The following is a 21,147-nucleotide window of genomic DNA, read 5'->3' as shown; positions in this document are numbered from 1 at the left end:
ATGCTGAAGCCCGCCGATGACGGACCAGCGGTGGTCGCCTGCAATACCTGCCGCCACTCGGTCGAATCCCGCACCGATGATGAGGGTCGGCGCGGCGGGGAGCGCCTCGTGACGGCGCTCCGGGCGATGAAGGCCAGCGATCCGGCCTATGCCGGCGTCGCCGTCCAGGAAATGCCGTGCCTGTTCGCCTGCAGCGACTTCTGTACCGTCCATCTTCGGGCGCCGGGCAAGGTCGGCTATGTGCTGGGCCGGTTCGAGCCGGGAGAGGAAGCGGCGCGTGCCATTCTGGATTATGCGGCGCTCTATGCGCGGAGCGAATTCGGGCAGGTGCCGTTCCGGGAATGGCCCCAGGGCGTGAAGGGCCATTTCATCACGCGCACGCCGCCCGCCGGAGCCCTGGTTGAATGACGATGTTCGATTCCGTTCCCGCCTTCGAGGAGGCGCTGGCGACGCTGCCGGGACCGGATGAATCGGCGCGCGCCGCGGCAGCGGCACGTCAGGGGCAGCTCACCAAGCCTCCCGGATCGCTCGGCCGGCTCGAGGACATCGCCATCTTCCTGGCCAGCTGGCAGGGGTGCGAGCGGCCACGGATCGAACAGGCCCGCGCGGCGGTCTTCGCCGGCAATCACGGCGTCGTCGTGCATGGCGTCAGCGCCTTTCCGGCGGCGGTGACCGCCCAAATGGTTCATAATTTCGAGGCTGGCGGCGCGGCGATCAACGCCTTGTCCGGTGCCGCGGGGCTCGATCTGGTCGTGGTGCCGCTCGATCTCGACCGGCCGACCGATGATTTCACGGTCGGGTCGGCCATGTCCGAGTCTGACTGCCTCGCGGCGCTGAACGCCGGCGCTGCGGTCGTCACCGGTGGCCTCGACATGCTGGTGCTTGGCGAAATGGGGATCGGCAACTCGACCGCCGCCGCGGCGCTCAGCGCCCGAAGCTTCGGCGGCGACCCGATCGATTGGGTCGGGCCCGGCACCGGCGTTGATGCTGCGGGGATCGGGCGCAAGATTGCGGTCGTCGCGGGGGGGCTCGCTTGTCACGCCAGTGCGCCGGTCACGCCGTTCGAGACGCTGCGACGCGTCGGCGGGCGCGAGATCGTTGCGATCGCCGGTGCCGTTATCGCGGCCCGGCACGCAAGGGTGCCGGTCGTGCTTGACGGATTCATCTGCTGCTCTGGTGTCGCTCCGCTTGCCGCCGCATATCCCGGGATCGTCGCGCATTGCATCGCGGGGCATCGATCGGCGGAGCCGGGACATGGGCGGTTGCTCGATCGGCTCGGTCTTGATCCGTTGCTGGTCCTCGGCATGCGGCTTGGCGAGGCGAGCGGCGCGGCGGTCGCGACCGGGGTGATCCGGGCGGCGCTTGCCGCGCATGACCGGATGGCGACCTTTGCCGAGGCCGGTGTGTCCGGGGCGTGAGCGAGCCCTTTCTCCTCCACCTGATGCGCCATGGCGAACCAGAGCTGACCGGGCGGATGCTGGGCCGTACCGACAGCCCCGCCACCCCGACGGGCATCGCTGCCTGTGTCGAGCAGGCGACCGGCCTGATGGTGGATCATGTCCTGTCGTCGGACTTGAGAAGGGCCGCCGCCTGTGCCGACGCGATTGCCGGTGACGGCTCGGCGGTGATCGGTGATCCACGCTGGCGCGAGCTGGATTTCGGCACGTGGGACGGCATGGCGGCGTCGAACATCGATGCAGCAGCGCTCGGGCGCTTCTGGGACGACCCGGATAGCTATCCGCCGCCGGGGGGAGAGCGATGGTCGGAACTCCAGGCCCGAGTGACCTCGGCCATTGCCGATTTGCCCGGCGGATCGACCCTGGTCGTGACTCATGGCGGCGCGATCCGCGCCGCGCTTGCGATCCTGTGCGGATTCGGCCTGCCGCAACTCTGGGCATTCGACCTGCCCTATGCGGCGGTCCTGTCGCTGCGCGTCTGGCCGGGACCGGCGCCATCGGCCCAGATCGTTGGCCTCTGGACGTGAAGTACCGGGAGACATGAAGCGCCTGATCGTCGCGTTCGGCTTCCTGACCCGGCTGCCCATGCCCCAGATAGCGACGGACGGCGACGACTTCGCGGCGGCGATCCGCTGCTATCCGCTGGTCGGGTTGGTGGTTGGTGGCCTTGTCGCGCTGGCTGGTTGGGCAGGGGGGATGATCGATCCCTGGTTGGGCGCCCTTGCCGCCCTGCTGGTGTGGGTCGCGGTCACGGGCGCGCTCCATCTCGATGGCCTTGCCGATCTCGCTGACGCTTGTGGTGCCGCGCACCGGGATCGCGAGCGGCTGCTCGCGGTCATGGCAGATCCCCATATCGGCAGCTTCGGCGTTGTTGCGATCGTCCTGCAATTGCTGGCCAAGCTCGTCCTGCTCCACGGCATAACCGGATATGGCTGGGGGGCGGTGGCCTTGATCCCGTTCGCGGCGCGGATCGGGCCGCTTGCCTGGGCGCGCTGGCTGCCGCCGCTCAAGGCCGGGCTGGGGGCTGTCGTCGCCGGGGCGGTACGGACGAGGGATCTGATTGGTTGGGCCCTGCTTCTATGCGGTGTCGTTGTCTTCGCGCCTGCCCTTGCAGCGACGCCGCTGCTGATCCTTGGCTGGGGCTTGTGGCTGAAGCGCCGGATCGGTGGCGTGACCGGCGACTGCCATGGCGCCGGCATCGAACTGGTGGAAACCGCTCTCCTAAGTGTCCTGGTGATCGCCGGCCGTTTTTGACAGCGCGATGATCGCGTCGATATCGAGATGCTTCTCCAGCGTCGCGGCGATCGCGTCGAGCGCGGCATCGATCGAAGCGCGATGGTCCGGCCCCGATCCGTGGACCCCGATCCGTGCCAGCCACGCACGTCGCTGGCGAGCATCGGCGAGCAGGCCATGAACGTAGCTGCCCGACACCAGGCCGTCGGGCGAGGTGGCGCCATCGGGGCGGCCATCATCGAACTGCCCGACCGGCCGTTCCGCATCCGGTCCCATGGTTTCGCCCATATGCATCTCATAGCCGTCGAACCGCGCGCCCAGCGCGGTGCCGGTGACTCGTTCGAGCCTCTTTTGTGGCGACAGGGTGGTCGTGACGTCGAGCAGGCCGAGACCGGGGACGGTTCCGGCTGGTCCCTCGATCCCGGCGGGATCGCCAACACTCCGGCCCAGCATCTGATAGCCGCCGCACAAGCCCAGTACGGGGCGGCCGCGTCGGTGGTGCGCCAGGATATCGATGTCCCAGCCTTCGGCGCGGAGGAAAGCCAGATCGGGGATTGTTGCCTTCGAACCGGCCAGGACGATCAGCGATGCCTCGGCGGGGATCGGCGTGCCGGGCGGCACCATGACGAGATCGACATCCGGTTCCAGCCGCAGCGGATCGAGATCGTCGAAATTGGAGATTCGCGGTGTGATCGGGCAGGCGATCATGGTTCGACCTTCGGCGTTCGTGCCGCGGCGTTCGAGAATGACGGCATCCTCGCTCGGCAAGCGGACCGCTTCGGCGAGCCATGGCACGACCCCATAGCCGCGCCAGCCGGCACGCTCCCCGATCGCGCGATAGCCGTCGTCGAACAGGCGGGGGTCGCCGCGGAACTTGTTGACGATGAAGCCATGGATCATCGCTGCGTCAGCCGGATCGATCACCGCACGCGTGCCGACCAGTGATGCGATCACGCCGCCCCGGTCGATGTCGCCGATCAGGATCACCGGTACCCTGGCGGCTCGCGCGAAGCCCATATTGGCGATATCGCCGTCGCGCAGGTTGATCTCGGCCGGTGATCCCGCGCCTTCGACGACGACGATATCCGCCTCACCGCGTAACCGCCGATAGCTCTCCAGCGCCTCGATCAGCAGCCCCTCGCGACCTTCCCGCCACTGTGCCGCGCGCAAAATGCCGCGGACTCGGCCCCGCACGACGAGCTGCGAGGTCCGGTCGCCCTGCGGCTTGAGCAATACGGGATTCATATCGACGGTCGGCTCTGCCCGGCAGGCAAAAGCCTGGGTCGCCTGGGCCCGCCCGATCTCGCCGCCGTCCGCGGTGACGGCGGCATTGTTCGACATGTTCTGCGACTTGAACGGGCGCACGGCGAGACCGCGATTGGCAAGGGCCCGGCAGAGGCCGGCGACCAGCACTGACTTGCCGACATCGGAGCCGGTGCCCTGCAGCATCACAGCACCCATGCGACGCCCCCGGCGACCAGCCACAGCAGGAGACATGCAATACGGTAGGTGGTGAGCGCGCGCTGAAGGTCGTTCGCGGTCGCCTCGCTGCGGCCCGAGCCGATCCAGTCCTTGTCGAGCATCACGCCATCATAGGCGACCGGGCCGGCCAAGCGAAGGTCAAGCGCGCCGGCCATGGCAGCCTCGGGCCAGCCGGCGTTGGGCGATGCGTGCTTGCGGGCGTCGCGAAACATTGTCGTCAGGCCACCACCCCCGGCAAGGCACAGCAGCAGGCCGGCAAGCCGCGCCGGAACCAGATTGGCCACATCGTCGGTCCGGGCCGAAGCCCAGCCAAAGGCGCGCCAGCGCTCCTCGCGATGCCCGATCAGGCTGTCGGCGGTGTTGATCGCCTTATACGCCCATAGCCCAGGTACGCCGAGCACCAGCAGCCAGAAGAGCGGTGCGACGATACCATCGCAAAAGCTCTCGGCGAGGCTTTCGATCGCTGCCCGGGCGATGCCCGCGCCATCGAGCGTCTCGACATCCCGGCCGACGATCATGGCGACCGCGGCGCGGGCACGCGGCAGGTCGCGCGTCGCGAGCGCGGTCGCCACCGGCGCCACATGATCGTGCAGGCTGCGCTGGGCGAGCCCGGGAAAGGCAAGGGCGGCCAGACCGATCCAGGCGAGATCGCCCATCAAGAACCGCACCAGCGCCGTGGCCGCCAGGGCGATGCCGAAAGCGGTGCCGGCGACGATCAACAGCGTCGCCAGCCCGAGGAGGCGCCGGCGTACCGGGGATGCCGAAGGGGCGTTCCAGTGCCGTTCGCACCAGCCGATGATTTGCGCGAAGCCGCCGACCGGATGTCCGATCCGCCGGTACAGCGTGCCCGGCCAGCCAATGCCGGCGTCGAGGAGAAGCGCCGCAAGGGCTACCGGCTCAGCCATCGCCGAGCGCCCGATCGAGCCGCTCCAGCACGGTGGCGTCGGCGGGCAGGCCGAAGCGAAGCCAGCGGGGCGCATGATCGAACGGGCGTGTCAGGATGCCGGCGCGGGCGAGCCGGTCGAACATCGCTGCGGCATTGTCAGTCTCGACGAGCCGAAACAGGGGGCAATCGCCCGATGCCGTCAACCCGTGCCTCGCCAGCATCCGGTCGAGATGAAACGCCTCCAGGGTAAGGGCTGCACGGGTCGCCGCGATCCAGTCCTTGTCCCGATACGCCGCCGTGCCGACCGCAAGTGCGGGCGCCGATACCGGCCAGCTTCCCAGCCGTCGCCTGATGGCGGCGAGTTGCATCCCGGGGCCAGCGACGAAGCCGAGCCGCAGCCCGGCCAGGCCGAAGAACTTGCCGAACGACCTGAAGATGATGACCGGATCGTCCGGAGCGAGCATCGGGAGCAGATTTGCTTCCGGCACCGCGTCGGCAAAGGCTTCGTCGACGATCAGCCACCCGCCGCGTTCCCGAAGCGCGCGGGCGATCGCCAGAAGCGTCGCCGAGGCGATGACGCGCCCGTCTGGATTGTTCGGGTTGGCGAGGATGATGGTGCCACCGCGCGCAGCCTCGGCATCGAGCATGTCGATCGTGATGGGCGCTGATCCGGGAAGCATCTCGGCGTGAGTGCGATAGCTCGGGGTGAGGTGCCGATAGGGTCGTGGCAGGTCCAGATCGCCCACGACGCGCAGCCCCACTTCGGTGCCGGGCAGCGCCGCTATCTCGCCCGTCCGGCAATCGAACATCGCTGCCGCGGCCTGTTCGAGGTCGCCGAGATCGGATGGAGAGGGCAGGGCGGCGAGGTCGATGCTCGCCAGGTCAATTCCGGACCAGGGGCGCGGGTTGATGCCGGTCGAGAGGTCGACCCAGGGCGCGGGCGCGTCGCGATACGCCGCCCTTGCCGAGTCGATCCGTCCGCCATGTTCTGTCCACGCTTTCAATCCGGGTCCCTTTTTCCTTGCGCTCCGGGGCCTGCCTTCGCCAATCCGGGCGGGCGGGACAAGAGCTCGCGCATGGGAGAGCGGTTGGTGCAAGCTTTTGGCCGGAGTCTGTTCGTGCTGGGCGGCGCGCGTTCGGGCAAGAGCCGTCACGCTCAGGCGGCGGCTGAATCGCTTGAGGGCGATCTCGTCTTCATCGCGACGGCCCAGGCGTTCGATGCTGAAATGACCGCGAAGATCGCGCGTCACCGCGCTGACCGGGGGCCACGCTGGCGCACGGTCGAGGCGCCGATCGATCTCGCCGGGGCGATCGGGGCGGCGGGAGTTGTCGGGACGGTGTTGCTGGTCGACTGCCTGACTCTCTGGGCCTCGAACCTGCTCCTCGCCGGGGAAGACGGGCAATCCCGCACCGACGCCTTGCTGTCGGCGATCGCCTCGAGCCCGGCGCGCATCATCCTCGTCTCGAACGAAGTCGGCCTGGGCATCGTGCCCGACAATGCGCTGGCACGGCGGTTCCGCGACCTGGCCGGCGAAATCAACCAGCGCGTCGCGGCGGCGGTCGACACCGTGGATCTTGCGGTCGCCGGGCTTACCCTGCGGTTGAAATAAATGGGGCGCGGCTGCCGGAAATGCCGGCTGAAGAAGGCGCTACTAAGCTTTTGGTAATCTAATCCACCGATTCTCGGCGCCTGCCCTGGTGTCGGAGTGAAGATGGCCCTGATTGCGCGCGTTTACCGTTCCGATCCTGAAGAACGACGCGGTGCCCCCCGGTATCCGGTGCTGGTCGATGCGACGTTGCGCGCGTCCGACGACGGCTTGCCTCTCGACGTCCTGATCTACGATCTGTCGATGACGGGTTTCCGCATGGAGACGTCCGAGGCACTGGATGCCGAAGCGATGATCTGGATCGGCATTGCGGGCACGCGGGTCAACGCCGCCGTCGTCGCCCGGCGAGGCCCCAATGGCTATGGCTGCGAGTTCGTGACCCCGATCACTTTCTATCAGCTCAGCGAGGCGCTCAATCCCGCACCGGTCGTCGTTCCGCTCGTGCGCCCTGAAGGGACAGCGGTCCGGCCGAGATGGGGCAGGGCGTTGCTCGCCTCCCTCGCCATCGGCGCCTTCATCCTGTGCGTCGTCTCGCTCTGGCCGGTCTGAACCAACTCAGGTCCCTGCGGCGAGCTGTTCCGTCAGCCAGTCGTTGGCGGTGCAGTCGATCACCAGATGGACCCGGTCGGTAGTGCCGCGATTGGCCACGCTGTGCGGGTCCGACAGGCGCAGATACCAGACGCTTCCCGGATCCATGGCCACGGGTTCGCGGTTGACCATGAACTCGACCTGCGGGTTCGTCGTGATCGGGATATGAATCCGCGCTGTGCCCCATTCGGCGGCGAGATCGTGATCGAAATGCTCCTTGATGATCGACCCCGGGGTCAGGCGCATCAGCCGCACGGTCTGGAGCGGGCATTGGAACCAGGCCATCGCCCCGCGGATATGGGGGGCATGGTCGAGAAGCGGGCTTTCGTCGAATGCCGTGACCGTCGGGTCGGAATAGGCCTGCATGATCGGATGAGTCGCGCCGGCGCTGTAGCGTAGGGGTAGCACGCTCCAGTCGCCCTCGTAATTCTGCTTCACGAAATGATCGACCCAGGTCGCGTTGGCGATCCTCTCGAGGTCGTCGCGCAGGCCGGCGGGGTCGAACGCGACCGGAAGGCGCAAACGATCAGCGAAGATGAAGGGCGATTGGCGCTGCGTTACGAGCATGATAGGCAAGGTATCCGACGCGGGCGCGACGCCCGTTTTCCGGTTTAGCCTATCGACCGCGGGGGCGGTTGGAAAGAAATCGTTCGCGGTCCTTCATGACAGACTCAAGCCTTCTTCACGCGGCCGCACCGATCGACCGCTTCCGCGCCCTGGTGATGGCCGATCCTGCGCTGCAGCAACGATTGAGCATGATTGTCGACCAGGGAGTCTTTGTCGAAGCGCTGCTCTCCGCCGCGGCGGATGCTGGCATCGCGATGACCGCTGACGAGGCGAATGCAGGGCTGACTCCCGATCCGCTCGGTATCTGGCGTTTCAGCGGCGCGCCGGTCACCAGTCGCACCGCGCCGGACGGGGATTGGTTGCCGGTCGCTATTGTGCCCAGTTCCGGCGAACTCGCGGTGGATTGGGCGCATTTCAGCGGGTTGCCTCTGGTCGATTCCTTTTTCGAGGATTCGCTACGCCGTGCGCGCCATCGCCCGCTCAATCGTCTGCTCCGGCCGCGCACGCCATTGTCGACGCTGCTCAATTCGGTCGGCGAGAATCCGCCTGTTCCCGCCGGCTTCGTCTTTCACCAGTCGCGCTGCGGATCGACCCTGGTTTCGCAGATGGCTGCTGCCGATGCGCGGAACGTCGTCGTATCCGAAGCGGTGCCGATCGATACGATCGTTCAGCTTGCGACCGTGCGGACTGATCTGCCGATCGACGAAAGGCTGAGGCTGGTCCGCGCGGTGGTCGGGGCGCTGGGTCGGGACCGGATGGGCGGAGCGGGTCACTATATCGTCAAGCTCGACAGTTGGCATACGCTCGCCCTGCCGCTGTTCCGACAGGCTTTTCCGGAAACGCCCTGGATTTTCCTGTACCGGGACCCGGTCGAGATCCTCGTGTCGCACGCGCGCATGGCCGGGGCGCAGACAGTATTCGGGGCGATGTCCTTCGACCCCTATGGCATCGATGAAAGCATGGCGATGCCGCCGGATCACTATGCGGCCCGTGCGCTGGGGCGAACCGCTGAAGCCGTGATCGAGCATCTCGGCCTGGGCGGCGGCATGCTCGTCAATTATTCGGAGCTTCCGGAAGCGATGGAGACGCGCATTCTCCCGCATTTCGGCATGGCACCGGATGAGGAAGCACTGGCTGCGCTCGCGACAGCGTCGGGTCGCAATGCCAAGGCGCCGAACGAAAGGTTCGTGCACGACAGCGGGGACAAGCAACAGGAAGCGAAGGACGGTCTTCGCGCCATCGCCGCGCTGTACATGGACGAACCCTATCGGCACCTCGAAGGGCTTCGCCGCGCCGGCGCAAAATGAGCGCGCTCTTCGGCATCCTCCGGTTCGATGGCGAACCCGCTTCGTCGCGCGACGTGAATCGCATGGCGAACGTGCTGGCGCATCATGGACCGGACGGCCGTCGCACAGTGGTGGAGGGGCCGGTGGCGCTTGGCCATTGCCTGTTGCGGGTGAATCGGGAGGACTGGTTCGAGGCGCAGCCGATCCAGGACGGTGAACTGACATTGGTCGCGGATGCCCGGATCGACAATCGCGAGGCGCTGGCCGCCAAGATCGGCATAGCCGAAGCGACATTGCGCGACATGCCCGACAGCGCTGTCCTTCTCGCTGCCTATCGCCATTGGGGTGACGGCTTTGCCGAGCATCTGCTCGGCGATTTCACCTTCGCGATCTGGAACGCGCGGTCGCGCGTTCTGCTGCTCGGCCGCGATCATATGGGGCAGCGCGGGCTGTTTTATCACCAGGGCGACACGGCTCTGGTTTTCGCGACTGATGTACAGGCGCTCTGGGCGGTCGAGGGCGTGCCGCGCCGCCTGTCGGAAGATGCGCTGGGGCGCCGCCTGATGATGGCGGTCGATCGAATCCCTGGACAATCATGGTTCGAGGAGATCACGATCCTGCCCAATGCCACGGTGTTGCGGTTCGACGATCGCGGCACGGTGTCTTCGCATCGCTACTGGTCGCCGTGCGCTGGCGTCGGGCATCTCGGCCGGGATGATGCCTATTTCCTGGAGACGTACCGGTCGACGCTGGAAGAAGCCGTCGCCTGTCGGGTCAGGCGGCTGATCAAGCCGCCCGCCCTGTGCTTCAGCGGCGGCTTCGACAGCGGCACTATTGCTGCGCTGGCCGGACCGATCGTGGCGACGCAGGGGGGCAGGCTTATCGCCATTTCGTCAGTGCTCGCTGAAGGGGAATCCTTCCCCTTCGCCAACAACGCGCGTGCCGCTGTCGAGGCCTTCAGGCCGTACCCGTTCATGGATTTGCATTATTACACGCGCGGAGACGACCACGCCTTCGACGATATCGAGACATCCTTTGCCGCCACCCACAATCCGATCGGGACGCAATATGTGCGCCGGGGGATGTACCGGATCGCGGCGTCGGCGGGTGCCCGACTGGTCATGGACGGCCATGGCGGTGATTATACGGTCAACATGCGGTCGAACGGCATGCTCGGCCGGATATTGCTGCGCGGCAACGTCCGACTCTTCGTCCGTGAATTCCGTCTACGCATGCGCAAGACGCGGCACCGTATCCATCATGTCGTACGCCGCGATGTATTGCCCGGGCTGCTCCCACTCTGGGCGCTGTCGGTATTCTTCAAGGTGCGGCGCGGCTTCAGGCCGTTCTGGTGGAGAAATGGCGTCGCGCCTCGCTTCGCCCGTGCATTGATTTCACGGGGTGCGGTCGATCCCGCCCGGCTGCATCGGCAATATCAGACGGAAAGCCGCTGGGAGGCGCGCCATCACCAATTGTTGCGGAACACCGCTGCGGGTCCGCCCGCGCAGCGCATTCTCGCCGGCGCTCTTGGTCTGGAATTCTCGCGCCCCTTCCACGACAAGCGCGTGGTCGAACTGGGTCTGGCGATTCCCGAGAGGCTGCAGTTTCAGGGCGGACTGGAGCGCTATCTCGCGCGCCAGGCCTTTGCCGATCGCCTGCCGGCATCGTTGCTGTCCCATACGCTGGGCAATAGTCTGGAAGATCCCGACAAATTCAGAATGGGCAAGGCATCAGCCACGGCGGCACTCGCTGCGGCGCGGGCACTCGATCGCGACGGGCGAATATCGCGCTACCTAGATTTCGATGTGCTGGATAAAATCATCGCCAGCGTCGAGCAGACCCACCGCAAAGATCATCTCGATCTGCAACAGGCCGCCCTGAGGATCGCGGCGGCCCGATTTATCGCATGGTTTGATCGCAGCAACGATTAACCGCGCGGGCCTGACCGTTTCGATCTCTCTTGAAGACTGCTTCAGGAATTACCGAACTGGATACCCGTGCTGGTGACGTCCGAATTGTTGCTGTTATTGTTGTTTTCGCTGTTCCGCATCACGGACACTATGACTTGTGGCGTCGACCAAGCCTTGCGTGTCTGGGAATCCCGAATCTCACCAGCGCAGCCGTCCGACGTCGCGGCGTTATGGTCAGTGGATGTCATCTCTTGCGGTCCCCCAACGCGGCGCTCTGCGCCAGTCCCCGGATTTGTGGAATAATATGGCAGAACGTCAACGCCCGCGCAACCGGACGTGCCGAGCTTCCTAACCGCGACGGTTCGAAATGCGCAAAGGAATCGCAACCGGTTTGGTGTGGATAATTTTTGCGCTGTAGATTCAATATTTTGTTTGCAGCTTGGTCAAGGAAGTCGCACGGTCGATGTCATAGCCTATTGTGTCTTCCTCCCACGTGGGTACAGTCTTCACGGTCAACACCTGGGGGGCGGGTGTTTTAGCGGTGGCGCCTCCCGTCCTGAAGTTGAGAGGCTGCCATGACACAACCCTTTATCGGTGAAATCAGGATCTTCCCGTGGGACTTCAGTATTCACGGATGGGCGCTTGCCCAAGGCCAGCTCCTGTCGATCCAGCAGAATCAGGCGCTCTTCTCGTTGCTGGGCACGACTTATGGCGGCAATGGCGTCCAGACCTTCGCGCTGCCGGATTTGCGGGGGCGCACACCGCTCGGCCAGGGGCAGGCGCCTTTCGGTGGTAGCTATACAATGGGGCAGACGAGCGGCACCGAAACGGTTCAACTGCTGATCACCCAGATTCCACAGCATACCCATCAGCTGGTCGGTACCTCCGCGACGGCGACGAAGCGTGGTCCTGCCGGGCATACCATCGCGGCCGATACGTCAACCATTGTCGACTTCTACGCCGCGGCGGTCCAGACGCAATTGACGCAGCTCTCGCCCAACGCAATCGCGAACCAGGGGGGTAATGCGCCGCACTCCAACATGCAGCCGTATCTGACCATCAATTACAGCATCGCGTTGCAGGGCCGGTTCCCGTCGCGCAACTAGTCAAACGAAACGCGGCCGATCGGCACGGAGGATAGTATGTCCAACCCATATCTCGGTGAAGTCAGGATATTCGCAGGCAATTTCAACCCGCGCGGTTGGGCCTTTTGTCGCGGCCAGCTGCTGGCCATCGCGCAGAATGATGCGCTCTACGTCTTGGTCGGCACCACTTTCGGCGGCGATGGTCAGACCACCTTCGGCCTTCCCGATCTGCAAGGCCGTATCCCGATCGGCCAGGGCCAGGGCCCTGGGCTCTCTCCTTATGTCGTGGGGCAGGCTAGCGGAACCGAGAGTGTTGTCCTCTCGATCAGCCAGATGCCCGCGCACAATCATGCGATGTTCGCATCGACAGTAAAAGGCAACCAGCCGACTCCCGTGTCGACCTCCTTCCCGGCGTCGCCGGATCAGGGCAATCCGAATACCACGGCAACCTATTATGTGCAGCCCGGTCCGAATCCGCTGACCCCCTCGACGCTTGCGCCGACCACGATCGGCAGTCAGGGCGGCAATCAGCCGCATGATAACATCATGCCGAGCCTTTGTCTCAATTACATCATTGCGCTGCAAGGTGTTTTTCCCAGCCGCAACTAGTATCGGAGATCGATCGTGACCGCACCTTTTGTTGGCGAAGTCAGGGTTTTCGGCTTCAATTTTCCACCGCGCGGCTATTTGTTGGCGAGTGGGCAACTCATACCTATTTCCCAAAATACAGCGTTGTTCTCGATTCTGGGAACCAGTTATGGCGGCAACGGCACGACCAATTTTGCGTTGCCGAACCTGAATGGCACCGCCGGGATGGGAAATGGCAATGGTCCGGGCCTTACCCCGCGCGTCCTCGGCGAGACGGTGGGCGAAACGTCGGTGACGATACTGAATACCGAAATGCCCGCGCATAATCACTTGGTGAACGCAGCGGTTGTCGCGATTGCGACCCCCGCGCAGTTGAACAATACCCCCAATGCGACGGCGCTGTTGTCCTTGTCCGGTCCCGGCAACGCCTGGGGCGAAACCGCGACCCCTCCGGTCAACATGTCGCCGCTTGCAATAGGACCTGCTGGCGGAAGCCAGCCGCATAGCAACGTTCAGCCATATTTGACGCTCAACTTCTGTGTCGCAACCCAGGGTATCTTCCCGCCGCGGAACTGAAGCCGCGGCCCTGATGGGGTTCAATTCGTGACGACAATATTTACGCCGCCGGCATTTCAATTGCCGGCGGCGCTACTTTCTCTGGGTTATACGCTTCGTGCCGAGACCGAGGACGACACCCCGGTAGCCTTGCGGCTTTACGCGTCGACTCGTGAAGAGGAACTGGCGCAAATTCCTGGCTGGAGCGCTGAGCAGAAGCTTGCTTTCGTCAGCCAGCAATTCCAGGCGCAGCGCACGCACTACAGGAATTTCATCCCGAACTGCGAATATCGCCTGATCGAGCGTGACGGCGTGCCGGTCGGCAGGCTCTATCTCGAAGAGCGGGTCACGCAGGTGCACATCACCGATATCGTCCTGCTACTCGAAGAGCGCGGCAAGGGTGCGGGCACCCTCATCCTCAAGGCTCTGATTGAATTCGCGCATGCTCGTGGCAAGGGCCTGGGCATCTTCGTCGAGAAATTCAATCCGGCGCTACATCTTTATCGTCGGCTTGGTTTCGTCGAGATCGACGACGGCGAGGTTTATCTCGAAATGGATTGCCCGGTAGAAGGTGCCCAGGCCGCAATCAGTTGAACGTTGCGTAATATTGGGTGCCGGTGGCGTTCTGCGCGGTCGGTACGAGGAATATCCCTAGTTTCCCCATAGCGTCGTGCTGCAGTGTGAAGAGCTGCTGCGGTATCACGTCCTGGTAGGATGACTGAAACAGCAGTCCGAAGGGCGCACGGCTATCCTCGCCGCCGAATTTCTTCAATGCGGTGGCTTCGAGCAGATTGAGAATGATCGGGGTGTCGCCGGCATGGAGGACGGTGAAATCGGTCCCCACGTGAGGCTCGAAATCCTCATACGTCAATATCCTGTCGAGCATTCATTCCCCCCTTCAAGCGCAGCAATTGATAGCGCCACGGAGCGTGGGAATGCCCGATCGACGGTGCACAATCAAGATTGCCTCGGATCACCGGCGCCGGTGCAGGCCAGAATATCACCAGATCTGTGCAATCTGGCGAGAGACGGTTCAAACGAAGCAACCCAGCTCCGCGAGCGTCGGCGCCACCGGGTAGCCCGTCACCTTCACGCCGGCCGCATCGAGCCAGGCATGGGCATCGATCGGTTTTCCTTCACCCTTGCCCGCGCCGAAGTGCATGATGCTCACGATGCGACGGCGCTTGAGCATGGCATGGGCTGCCATCGCCTGCTGCAGGCACACCGATCGGAATGGCATATGGGGCGCGCTCACGCGCACCGCCCAGCTGACCATTCGCGCTGTCCGCGCCTGCTCCTCGGTCGCGCCGTCAGCATAGGCGAGCACCCTGGGGTCGTTCGGCGGCACCATCACGCCGAAGCTCTTCGCAACCCGACGGAACGGGAAAATGGCAAGCGAGACCCGCGCGACGAGCATGCTGATGCACGCCTCGGCGACGAGCAGTTGCCGGCGCGGGCCCATCAAGAGGGCGGTGCGAAGCCTATGAGCGGCTGATTGCGCCATGCTTCTCCATCTCCGCCAGGAAGATATTCACTTCGGTCTCGCAATCCATAGGCGACACGTCGAATTCTCGCTGCAACTCGGCATAGAGCGTGGCGGCATCCCGCGGTGTCTCGATCAGTTCCCAGATGCGCGCACCCACCTCGTTCATGCCGATATATTTGCCGTGCTCGGGACTCATCATCATGATCTCGTCGCCCACCCGGGCACTGAGCCAGTCTCCGTTGCGCTCGATCAACTCGCAATCCTTTCGTCGGGGGCGATCACCGTGTCATAGCCCAGCCGAGCCATCATCGCTGCATGGTGTCCCTCTATTCGGGCGACCTGCGCGCTGCTGAGTTCGTCGAGCCATGCCCCCGATATACCACGACGAAAAAAGCCGCTACCTCGTTGCTCCGTAACGGCTTCTCTAAAGCCTCGCTCAGCTTCCTGTTTTCGCAATTCGCTGAAATCGGCAAAGCGGGCGGCTTGCGTGGCCTCGTCGGGCGTTACCCTGATGCCCGCAAAGGCCAGCGCTCGCTGGAGCACGCCTGCCGTATCGGCCTGCATGTCCTCATAACGAACGAGATGGATCGGGATATCAGTCTGGTCGAGCCAGCTTGCAATATGGCCGTCCCACCGTGGCATGAGCTGGCGAAGCTGCTTTGGTTGCCGGTCCCGCTGGCCACAGAAATGCGCTTCGGTGTCGTTCATGAAATCGATCGACTGATCGATCGGCTGCCTGCCATGATGGGCGAGGCTCGGCGCGACGTCGCGGGGGTCCCGTACGATCACGATCGCACCTTGGGCGCCCTTGCTGCCACCCAGCAAAGGCTGGCCGTCCCTGGTGTAGGTCCAGGCATCGTGAGTCTTCACAAAACGTACATCACCGATGCGCGTCTCGTTTTCTTCTGCCTCGTCATTGGTTTCCCGGGCGATCGCTTCATAAACGCGGGGCCGCAAGCGGTCGCTTTCCTCATGGGTCAACAGGCCCGACGGGAACAGCATAATATCGTCGAAGCGGCCTCGCGCGCTGGAAATGCCTTCCCGTTCGGGCAGGTCGTTGATGTCGGCTGGCTCGTCCTGTCGCAGGTTCGCCACCAGCATCCGGAACCAGGTGTTGCCCGATTTCGGATAGGAGGCGAGCCAGATGATCCGCTTCAAGTCGCGGGTTCCATCAGGCCGAGATCGCGCCAATGCGCTTCCAGCCAGCGGATCACCTCGGGGAAACGCTTGAAGTCGAGTTCCCGGCTCAGGGTGAATATGCCCGCGCGTTGGGCGATCGCGGCGGCAGCGCGGAAATAGAGATCGGCCTGCCCCATGCGTCGCACCATCCCGGGACGATAGGCATTGTTGCGTATCATCAGCCCGCCATCGACGATGTTGGGCCGCTCGATCCCCGGCGCGTGCGGCGGTCGCGCCTCGCGCAGCACATAGATTGCCGCGAGCGGCAGCGCGGCGGCGGTGGCGGCCCGCGGCTCGACATAATATTTCTGGAGTTCGGGGCGTACCGGCGCTGCACGACGCTCGATCAGCGCGAGCCGGTCGATCGAATTCTGCCACAGCTTCAACTGGCGTCCGTCGGGCTCGACCCAGGGCACGCCGTCGGCGTGGATCGACACGCCGCAGAAATCGTCCGTGACGAGGTCGTATCCGGCATCGACCAACGCGGCCGCCAGGGTGGATTTCCCGGCGCCCGAAGGGCCGCAGAACAATATCGCGCTGTCCCGCACCCGTACCGCGCTTGCGTGTAGCACCACGCGCCCCCGCTGGTGGAGGAGGATGCCAAAACCGGTTCCGCTGAGGAAGATCGCCGCCTCTTCGGGGCTGGTGCCTGTTTCGGGCTCGAACAAGATCTCGCGGCCGCCCGTCAGCAGCATGCGTATCACGTCGGGGATTTCGAACAGGAACCGATTCGGGGCGATCTGCCAGTTGGGCCCGTCAGTCTCTGCATCGTCGAGCGCCCTGGGCACCGCGCCTGCGCGGATCGTGACGTCGGCGCCCTGCGAATCCCCTGCTTCCAGTGCGATCAGGCCCGGTAGGGCAACCTCGCTGGAAACGCTAAGCCCCGAAACCAGATAGGAAAACAAATCCGCACCCCTGACATGTCGCGGACCCGGATGCCGGTCGCGGCGACGCTCCGCGCATTGTGGTCGATCGATATGTGCGCTGCAACCTTTCGACGGCGATTTTGCCTTGCGATCAAGCGTCTTGCATCCCGGTACGGGGCAAAAGCTGGCGCGTCGCGTCATGGTGCGGCATGGAGGCGCGATGAACCCGATCTATGCGTCTCTCGGCACCACTATCTTCGAGGCCATGTCGGCCCGCGCGCGGGAAACCGGCGCGATCAACCTCGGTCAGGGCTTTCCCGATGGCCGCGGCCCGGAGGACGTCCTCGCCGAGGCTTCCCGAGCCCTGCTCGAAGAGTCGAACCAATATCCGCCGATGGCCGGTACCGCGGCGTTGCGCCAGGCTGTCGTCGATCACTACCGCGTGCATCAGGGGCTCGATCTCGCGCCGAAGGAGGTGATCGTCACCTCGGGCGCGACCGAAGCGCTGGCCGCGGCGATCTTCGCGCTGGTCACCCCGGGCGACGAAGTGGTGATGTTTCAGCCGCTCTACGACGCCTATCTACCGCTGGTCGAACGCGCCGGTGGCGTAGCGAAGCTGGTCAGGCTTGAGCCGCCCGAATGGCGCATCACTGCCGAAGCGCTGGCGGCCGTCGCAAGCGATCGCACGAGGTTGCTGATCCTGAACAACCCGCTCAACCCGACCGGCACGATGATGACGGACGCTGAGCTGATGCTGCTCGCCGATTTCTGCGTCAGCCACGATGCGATCGCGGTCTGCGACGAGGTGTGGGAACATGTCGTGTTCGATGGCGCCACGCACCGCCCGCTGATCGCCCTGCCTGGCATGCGGGAGCGGACGGTGAAGATCGGTTCGGCCGGCAAGATCTTCTCGCTGACCGGCTGGAAGGTCGGCTGGATGTGCGCCGCCCCGCCGATCGCCCAGATTCTCGCCAAGGCGCACCAGTTCCTGACCTTCACCACCCCGCCCAATCTTCAGGCCGGCGCTGCCTTTGGGCTGGGCAAGGACGTGGCCTATTTCACCGGCATGCGCGCCGGTTACCAGCGTTCGCGCGACCGGCTGGCAGCGGGGCTTGAGAAGCTCGGCTATGCGGTATTGCCGAGTGCCGCGACCTATTTCCTGGCAATCGACCTGCCGCGCTCGGGCGTGAATATGGACGATGTCCAGTTCTGCAACTGGCTGATCGAAGAGGCCGGGGTGGTGTCAGTGCCCTTCTCCGCCTTCTACGCAAGGCACCCGGTGACGAGCGTGGTGCGGCTGTGCTTCGCCAAGCAGGATGCCACGCTTGATGCAGCGCTTGAGCGGATGGCGAGGCGGCCCTGAACGGCCGAAGTCAGGGCACTTTTGTCATGCCCCTGCGCCATTCCGGGCAGTGACGAACTTTAGATGATTCTTACAATATCTTTATATATCAATATCTTGTAAGTATATAAGGAGCCGCGCTTTTGTTGGAGAGTGTGACATTAATCGTCAGACCTTCTCCACCAGGCCCCGCTCGGTCAGATACCCGGTCACGAGCCGCGCCGGCGTCACATCGAACGCCGGATTGGCCGCTCTCGAAGCCGTCACCCGAATGCTCCCGCCTTCGCCGACGACATGCGTGACCTCATCCCCGCTTCGCTCCTCGATCGGCACATCAGCACCCGTCGCCGTGTCGGCATCGAATGTCGTGTAAGGCAGCGCGACGTAGAAGGGCACGTCATTGTCCTTCGCCGCCAGCGCTTTCAGATACGTCCCGATCTTGTTGCACACATCGCCATTGGCGGTGACCCGGTCAGTCCCGACGATCACCGCATCGACTTGGCCCTGCATCATCAGATGTCCACCGGCATTATCGGCGATCACCGTGTGGGGTACGCCGTGCCCGGCCAGCTCGAAGGCCGTCAGCAGCGCGCCCTGGTTGCGTGGCCGCGTCTCGTCGACCCAGACATGCACCGGGATGCCCGCGTCGTGCGCCAGATAGATCGGCGCGGTCGCGGTGCCGTAATCGACCGTTGCGAGCCAGCCTGCATTGCAGTGAGTCAGGATGTTGAGCGGCCGGTCCGGATTCTTCGCATGGAGCGCGCGGAACAGGTCGAGCCCGTGCTCGCCGATCGCCCGGTTGAGCTCGACATCCTCGTCGCAGATCGCATCCGCCCGGGCGAAGGCCGCGGCGGATCGCCCAGCCGGGGGCAGCGGGCGCACCGCCTCCGCAACCTTGTCGAGCGCCCAGCGCAGGTTGACCGCCGTCGGTCGCGCGGCGAGCAAGGTTGCATAAGCTGAATCGAGCGCCTCGTCCGATCCATCCTCGGCCAGTGCCATCGCGAGGCCATAAGCGGCGGTCGCGCCGATCAGCGGCGCCCCGCGCGTCCACATCTCGCGGATCGCCCGTTCGGCCTCGGCGGTGCTGCGCAGTTCGACCCACATGATTTTCCACGGCAGCTCGCGCTGGTCCATGATGCAGGCGCCGCGTCCATCCTGGGTGCGCCTGATCGATCGCTGGTGCGTGCCGTCGAGCTTCATGCTGCGATATCCCCGAAGGTCGTAATGTCGCCGGTGCCACCGTCGCGGTCGATCAGCAGGGTCTGCATGTCGGCCGCACGGGCGGCGGCGATTTCCTGCGGCGTGTCCGACAGGAACAGGATGTCCGCTGGATCGAGCCCGATAGCCTTGGCGATCGCCGTGTAGGACACCGCTTCTCGCTTCGGCCCGGTCGTCGTGTCGAAATAGCCCGAGAAAAGTGGCGTCAGGTCGCCCGCATCGCTATGCCCGAACAGCAGTTTCTGCGCCGCAACCGATCCTGACGAGAAGACGTAAAGTGCGATTCCCGCCGCGTGCCACCGTCGCAACGCCGCCACGGCATCGGCATAAATGTGCCCGGTGAACGCGCCCTCGCGATACCCGTCCTCCCAGATCATTCCCTGCAGCGTCTTGAGCGGGGTCGCCTTGCGATCCTCGTCGATCCAGCGTGTGAGCGTCGCGACCGGATCGCCCGGCTCGGCCGCCGCGACATCGGCCAGGATCGGCGCAGTCTCGTCCGGATGCGCCGCGACGAACGCCGGCAGCCGCTCGCGAGCATAGGGGAACAGAGTCTCCGTCACGAAGGCGATGCTTGAGGTCGTACCCTCGATGTCGGTCAGGATGGCGTGGGGCATTCAGGCGGGCATTTGTTCTTGGGAGGCCGGTTCGTGGCGCGGAAAGCGATCGGCGATCATATCGCCCGTAAAGCGCGCCACCCAGCCGTCCGGGTTCACGAACAGCCGGATTGCGGTGAAGCGCGGTGTCGGGCCCATGTCGAACCAGTGCTTCATGCCGGCCGGCACGGAGATCAGGTCGCCGGTGGTGCACAGCATGTTGAACACGCGCCCGCTTTCATGGAGCGTGAACAGCCCTTCGCCGTCGACGAAGAAGCGCACTTCGTCCTCACCATGCGTATGTTCGGACAGGAATTTGCCGCGCAGCATGGCGCGATCGGGATGATCCGGGGCGAGCGCCACCACATCGACCGATTGATAGCCGGCCTCGGCCTTCAGTCGTTTGATCTCCGGGGCATAGACGTCGAGGATCGCCGCCACATCGGGCAGGGGGCGTGTCGGCCAGCGCTCGAACTTGACGCCGATCGTCGCCAGCTCGGCGGCGATCGCCTCGCCGTCAGACGTATCGAGCAGCGGCGCGGTCGCGTCGCTTTCGTCGAAAACCTGCAAATGGCTCATGCCTCGCTCCCTTTTCGGAAACCCGCCTCGGCCAGTTCGGCGGCGATCATCCATTCGACCGCCTCGATCACCCGTTCAGCCTCGGCCATGTCGCGGCCCCAGCCGTAAAGGCCGTGGCCACGGATAAGATAGGCCGGCACTGCCTCGGGTGCCAGCAATCGCGGTGCTATCGCAGCATCGATCACCGCCATGTCCTGGCTGTTGTCGACGATGGGCAGGCCGACACTTGTCTCGTGCGTGACGATGCCGGGCAGCGCCTTCAGCATCTCATGTCCAGCGAGCTTGTAGGAGGCATCGGGAAACGCCCGGCTCAACCCCACGGCGGCGGGCGAATGGCTGTGCAGCACAGCGCCCGCACCCGGAAACTCGCGGTAGAGCGCGAGGTGCAGCGCGGTCTCGGCAGACGGCTTCTTGCCGTCGAGCGACCTGCCGCCGGCATCGACCCGCATCACGTCATCTTCGGTAAGGCGGCCCTTGTGCCGGCCCGACACGGTCACCGCGAAGGTCCCGTCGTCAAGCCGCATCGAGTAATTGCCGGCGGTCGCCGGCGCCCAGCCCTTGCCGTCGAGCCAGCGCCCGACCGCGACGATCGCGGCCCTCGCCTCGGCAAGCGTGGTGGCGGCCATGCGATGCGCATCCT

Annotated in this window: 26 protein-coding genes; 13 read left to right on the top strand and 13 right to left on the bottom strand. The window is 64.9% G+C overall.

The features are described 5' to 3' along the window. Genes NDN01_RS16025 through cobS form a run of 4 tightly spaced genes read left to right on the top strand, consistent with a single transcriptional unit; the run spans nucleotide 1 to nucleotide 2,711 of the window. Nucleotides 1-408, top strand: a complete 408-nt coding sequence (locus NDN01_RS16025) for a DUF1636 domain-containing protein (RefSeq protein ID WP_272622759.1) — start codon at nucleotides 1-3, stop codon at nucleotides 406-408. Next, a complete protein-coding gene (gene cobT / locus NDN01_RS16020; RefSeq protein ID WP_272622758.1) occupies nucleotides 405-1,418 on the top strand; it encodes a nicotinate-nucleotide--dimethylbenzimidazole phosphoribosyltransferase in 1,014 nt (337 codons plus the stop codon). Before NDN01_RS16025 ends, cobT begins: the two co-directional genes overlap by 4 nt. A gap of 23 nt (nucleotides 1,419-1,441) precedes the next feature. Next, complete coding sequence (locus NDN01_RS16015) at nucleotides 1,442-1,984, top strand: histidine phosphatase family protein (RefSeq protein ID WP_272628252.1); 543 nt, start codon at nucleotides 1,442-1,444, stop codon at nucleotides 1,982-1,984. 13 nt (nucleotides 1,985-1,997) lie between these two features. Then, nucleotides 1,998-2,711 (top strand): adenosylcobinamide-GDP ribazoletransferase, encoded by a 714-nt coding sequence (gene cobS / locus NDN01_RS16010; RefSeq protein WP_272622757.1) that lies wholly within the window; start codon nucleotides 1,998-2,000, stop codon nucleotides 2,709-2,711. On the opposite strand, the gene NDN01_RS16005 is transcribed toward cobS, so the two are convergent. The 3 genes from NDN01_RS16005 to NDN01_RS15995 are packed head-to-tail and all read right to left on the bottom strand — an operon-like array spanning nucleotide 2,679 to nucleotide 6,062. Next, nucleotides 2,679-4,151 (bottom strand): cobyric acid synthase, encoded by a 1,473-nt coding sequence (locus tag NDN01_RS16005; protein ID WP_272622756.1) that lies wholly within the window; start codon nucleotides 4,149-4,151, stop codon nucleotides 2,679-2,681. The two genes, cobS and NDN01_RS16005, sit on opposite strands and share 33 nt — an antisense overlap. Then, entirely contained in the window at nucleotides 4,139-5,077 is a 939-nt protein-coding gene (cbiB, locus tag NDN01_RS16000; protein WP_272622755.1) for an adenosylcobinamide-phosphate synthase CbiB, read from the bottom strand. Before cbiB ends, NDN01_RS16005 begins: the two co-directional genes overlap by 13 nt. Then, entirely contained in the window at nucleotides 5,070-6,062 is a 993-nt protein-coding gene (locus NDN01_RS15995; RefSeq protein ID WP_272622754.1) for a threonine-phosphate decarboxylase, read from the bottom strand. Before NDN01_RS15995 ends, cbiB begins: the two co-directional genes overlap by 8 nt. A gap of 72 nt (nucleotides 6,063-6,134) precedes the next feature. Between NDN01_RS15995 and cobU the strand changes: the two genes are divergently transcribed. Both cobU and NDN01_RS15985 read left to right on the top strand, forming a co-directional pair. Then, nucleotides 6,135-6,668 carry a bifunctional adenosylcobinamide kinase/adenosylcobinamide-phosphate guanylyltransferase gene (cobU, locus tag NDN01_RS15990; RefSeq protein ID WP_272622753.1) on the top strand — a complete coding sequence of 178 codons (534 nt, stop codon included), beginning with the start codon at nucleotides 6,135-6,137 and terminating at the stop codon, nucleotides 6,666-6,668. Nucleotides 6,669-6,770: 102 nt separating this feature from the next. Further along, nucleotides 6,771-7,214 (top strand): PilZ domain-containing protein, encoded by a 444-nt coding sequence (locus NDN01_RS15985; RefSeq protein WP_272622752.1) that lies wholly within the window; start codon nucleotides 6,771-6,773, stop codon nucleotides 7,212-7,214. 6 nt (nucleotides 7,215-7,220) lie between these two features. Here NDN01_RS15985 and NDN01_RS15980 read toward each other — a convergent pair whose 3' ends face one another. Beyond that, nucleotides 7,221-7,820 (bottom strand): aspartyl/asparaginyl beta-hydroxylase domain-containing protein, encoded by a 600-nt coding sequence (locus NDN01_RS15980; RefSeq protein WP_272622751.1) that lies wholly within the window; start codon nucleotides 7,818-7,820, stop codon nucleotides 7,221-7,223. Nucleotides 7,821-7,915: 95 nt separating this feature from the next. Between NDN01_RS15980 and NDN01_RS15975 the strand changes: the two genes are divergently transcribed. From NDN01_RS15975 to NDN01_RS15950, 6 genes are all read left to right on the top strand, one after another. After that, nucleotides 7,916-9,127, top strand: coding sequence for a hypothetical protein (locus NDN01_RS15975; protein WP_272622750.1), 1,212 nt, complete (start codon nucleotides 7,916-7,918; stop codon nucleotides 9,125-9,127). Beyond that, a complete protein-coding gene (locus tag NDN01_RS15970; RefSeq protein WP_272622749.1) occupies nucleotides 9,124-11,037 on the top strand; it encodes an asparagine synthase-related protein in 1,914 nt (637 codons plus the stop codon). Before NDN01_RS15975 ends, NDN01_RS15970 begins: the two co-directional genes overlap by 4 nt. A 554-nt stretch (nucleotides 11,038-11,591) precedes the next feature. After that, entirely contained in the window at nucleotides 11,592-12,122 is a 531-nt protein-coding gene (locus tag NDN01_RS15965) for a phage tail protein (RefSeq protein WP_272622748.1), read from the top strand. Nucleotides 12,123-12,158: 36 nt separating this feature from the next. Continuing rightward, on the top strand, nucleotides 12,159-12,710 hold the full coding sequence (locus NDN01_RS15960; RefSeq protein WP_272622747.1) for a phage tail protein: 552 nt from the start codon (nucleotides 12,159-12,161) through the stop codon (nucleotides 12,708-12,710). 15 nt (nucleotides 12,711-12,725) lie between these two features. Next, on the top strand, nucleotides 12,726-13,265 hold the full coding sequence (locus NDN01_RS15955) for a phage tail protein (RefSeq protein WP_272622746.1): 540 nt from the start codon (nucleotides 12,726-12,728) through the stop codon (nucleotides 13,263-13,265). 27 nt (nucleotides 13,266-13,292) lie between these two features. After that, nucleotides 13,293-13,838 carry a GNAT family N-acetyltransferase gene (locus NDN01_RS15950; RefSeq protein ID WP_272622745.1) on the top strand — a complete coding sequence of 182 codons (546 nt, stop codon included), beginning with the start codon at nucleotides 13,293-13,295 and terminating at the stop codon, nucleotides 13,836-13,838. Here the strand turns inward: NDN01_RS15950 and NDN01_RS15945 are convergent. From NDN01_RS15945 to NDN01_RS15925, 5 genes are all read right to left on the bottom strand, one after another. Next, on the bottom strand, nucleotides 13,831-14,130 hold the full coding sequence (locus tag NDN01_RS15945; RefSeq protein WP_272622744.1) for a DUF6916 family protein: 300 nt from the start codon (nucleotides 14,128-14,130) through the stop codon (nucleotides 13,831-13,833). The two genes, NDN01_RS15950 and NDN01_RS15945, sit on opposite strands and share 8 nt — an antisense overlap. Before the next feature lie 147 nt (nucleotides 14,131-14,277). Next, nucleotides 14,278-14,706, bottom strand: coding sequence for a lasso peptide biosynthesis B2 protein (locus NDN01_RS15940; RefSeq protein ID WP_272622743.1), 429 nt, complete (start codon nucleotides 14,704-14,706; stop codon nucleotides 14,278-14,280). Nucleotides 14,707-14,725: 19 nt separating this feature from the next. Beyond that, on the bottom strand, nucleotides 14,726-14,983 hold the full coding sequence (locus NDN01_RS15935) for a PqqD family protein (RefSeq protein WP_272622742.1): 258 nt from the start codon (nucleotides 14,981-14,983) through the stop codon (nucleotides 14,726-14,728). Further along, complete coding sequence (locus NDN01_RS15930) at nucleotides 14,980-15,831, bottom strand: sulfotransferase domain-containing protein (RefSeq protein ID WP_443025128.1); 852 nt, start codon at nucleotides 15,829-15,831, stop codon at nucleotides 14,980-14,982. Before NDN01_RS15930 ends, NDN01_RS15935 begins: the two co-directional genes overlap by 4 nt. 53 nt (nucleotides 15,832-15,884) lie before the next feature. Beyond that, nucleotides 15,885-16,814, bottom strand: a complete 930-nt coding sequence (locus NDN01_RS15925) for an HPr kinase/phosphorylase (RefSeq protein WP_272622740.1) — start codon at nucleotides 16,812-16,814, stop codon at nucleotides 15,885-15,887. 181 nt (nucleotides 16,815-16,995) lie between these two features. On the opposite strand from NDN01_RS15925, the gene NDN01_RS15920 reads away from it, so the two are divergent. Next, entirely contained in the window at nucleotides 16,996-18,138 is a 1,143-nt protein-coding gene (locus NDN01_RS15920; protein ID WP_272622739.1) for an aminotransferase, read from the top strand. 147 nt (nucleotides 18,139-18,285) lie between these two features. Here the strand turns inward: NDN01_RS15920 and mtnA are convergent, their stop codons facing one another. From mtnA to NDN01_RS15900, 4 genes are read right to left on the bottom strand one after another with little or no spacing between them, the layout of a single operon-like run. Next, nucleotides 18,286-19,317: an S-methyl-5-thioribose-1-phosphate isomerase gene (gene mtnA, locus NDN01_RS15915; RefSeq protein WP_272622738.1), complete on the bottom strand. Its 1,032-nt coding sequence runs from the start codon at nucleotides 19,315-19,317 to the stop codon at nucleotides 18,286-18,288. Beyond that, entirely contained in the window at nucleotides 19,314-19,949 is a 636-nt protein-coding gene (gene mtnC, locus NDN01_RS15910) for an acireductone synthase (protein WP_272622737.1), read from the bottom strand. Before mtnC ends, mtnA begins: the two co-directional genes overlap by 4 nt. Beyond that, nucleotides 19,950-20,507 (bottom strand): 1,2-dihydroxy-3-keto-5-methylthiopentene dioxygenase, encoded by a 558-nt coding sequence (locus NDN01_RS15905; RefSeq protein ID WP_272622736.1) that lies wholly within the window; start codon nucleotides 20,505-20,507, stop codon nucleotides 19,950-19,952. Next, complete coding sequence (locus tag NDN01_RS15900) at nucleotides 20,504-21,133, bottom strand: methylthioribulose 1-phosphate dehydratase (RefSeq protein WP_272622735.1); 630 nt, start codon at nucleotides 21,131-21,133, stop codon at nucleotides 20,504-20,506. Before NDN01_RS15900 ends, NDN01_RS15905 begins: the two co-directional genes overlap by 4 nt. Nucleotides 21,134-21,147 lie beyond the last annotated feature (14 nt).

Origin of the sequence: Sphingomonas sp. QA11, from assembly GCF_028473665.1 — a bacterium.
GTDB classification, from domain to species: domain Bacteria; phylum Pseudomonadota; class Alphaproteobacteria; order Sphingomonadales; family Sphingomonadaceae; genus Sphingomonas; species Sphingomonas phytovorans.
The sequence above is the reverse complement of the archived record's forward strand: the minus strand, read 5'-3'. Positions and strand labels throughout refer to the sequence as shown.

What these genes read in the sequence shown, in the direction of transcription:
- cobS (WP_272622757.1), top strand. Translation starts at nt 1,998, where the DNA reads ATGAAGCGCCTGATCGTCGCGTTCGGCTTCCTGACCCGGCTGCCCATG.
- NDN01_RS15940 (WP_272622743.1), bottom strand. Translation starts at nt 14,706, where the DNA reads ATGGGCCCGCGCCGGCAACTGCTCGTCGCCGAGGCGTGCATCAGCATG.
- cbiB (WP_272622755.1), bottom strand. Translation starts at nt 5,077, where the DNA reads ATGGCTGAGCCGGTAGCCCTTGCGGCGCTTCTCCTCGACGCCGGCATT.
- NDN01_RS16005 (WP_272622756.1), bottom strand. Translation starts at nt 4,151, where the DNA reads ATGGGTGCTGTGATGCTGCAGGGCACCGGCTCCGATGTCGGCAAGTCA.
- NDN01_RS15930 (WP_443025128.1), bottom strand. Translation starts at nt 15,831, where the DNA reads ATGCTGGTGGCGAACCTGCGACAGGACGAGCCAGCCGACATCAACGAC.
- NDN01_RS15975 (WP_272622750.1), top strand. Translation starts at nt 7,916, where the DNA reads ATGACAGACTCAAGCCTTCTTCACGCGGCCGCACCGATCGACCGCTTC.
- mtnC (WP_272622737.1), bottom strand. Translation starts at nt 19,949, where the DNA reads ATGCCCCACGCCATCCTGACCGACATCGAGGGTACGACCTCAAGCATC.
- NDN01_RS16025 (WP_272622759.1), top strand. Translation starts at nt 1, where the DNA reads ATGCTGAAGCCCGCCGATGACGGACCAGCGGTGGTCGCCTGCAATACC.
- NDN01_RS15985 (WP_272622752.1), top strand. Translation starts at nt 6,771, where the DNA reads ATGGCCCTGATTGCGCGCGTTTACCGTTCCGATCCTGAAGAACGACGC.
- NDN01_RS15960 (WP_272622747.1), top strand. Translation starts at nt 12,159, where the DNA reads ATGTCCAACCCATATCTCGGTGAAGTCAGGATATTCGCAGGCAATTTC.
- NDN01_RS15920 (WP_272622739.1), top strand. Translation starts at nt 16,996, where the DNA reads ATGAACCCGATCTATGCGTCTCTCGGCACCACTATCTTCGAGGCCATG.
- cobU (WP_272622753.1), top strand. Translation starts at nt 6,135, where the DNA reads ATGGGAGAGCGGTTGGTGCAAGCTTTTGGCCGGAGTCTGTTCGTGCTG.
- cobT (WP_272622758.1), top strand. Translation starts at nt 405, where the DNA reads ATGACGATGTTCGATTCCGTTCCCGCCTTCGAGGAGGCGCTGGCGACG.
- mtnA (WP_272622738.1), bottom strand. Translation starts at nt 19,317, where the DNA reads ATGAAGCTCGACGGCACGCACCAGCGATCGATCAGGCGCACCCAGGAT.
- NDN01_RS15980 (WP_272622751.1), bottom strand. Translation starts at nt 7,820, where the DNA reads ATGCTCGTAACGCAGCGCCAATCGCCCTTCATCTTCGCTGATCGTTTG.
- NDN01_RS15905 (WP_272622736.1), bottom strand. Translation starts at nt 20,507, where the DNA reads ATGAGCCATTTGCAGGTTTTCGACGAAAGCGACGCGACCGCGCCGCTG.
- NDN01_RS15945 (WP_272622744.1), bottom strand. Translation starts at nt 14,130, where the DNA reads ATGCTCGACAGGATATTGACGTATGAGGATTTCGAGCCTCACGTGGGG.
- NDN01_RS16015 (WP_272628252.1), top strand. Translation starts at nt 1,442, where the DNA reads ATGCGCCATGGCGAACCAGAGCTGACCGGGCGGATGCTGGGCCGTACC.
- NDN01_RS15965 (WP_272622748.1), top strand. Translation starts at nt 11,592, where the DNA reads ATGACACAACCCTTTATCGGTGAAATCAGGATCTTCCCGTGGGACTTC.
- NDN01_RS15970 (WP_272622749.1), top strand. Translation starts at nt 9,124, where the DNA reads ATGAGCGCGCTCTTCGGCATCCTCCGGTTCGATGGCGAACCCGCTTCG.
- NDN01_RS15900 (WP_272622735.1), bottom strand. Translation starts at nt 21,133, where the DNA reads ATGGCCGCCACCACGCTTGCCGAGGCGAGGGCCGCGATCGTCGCGGTC.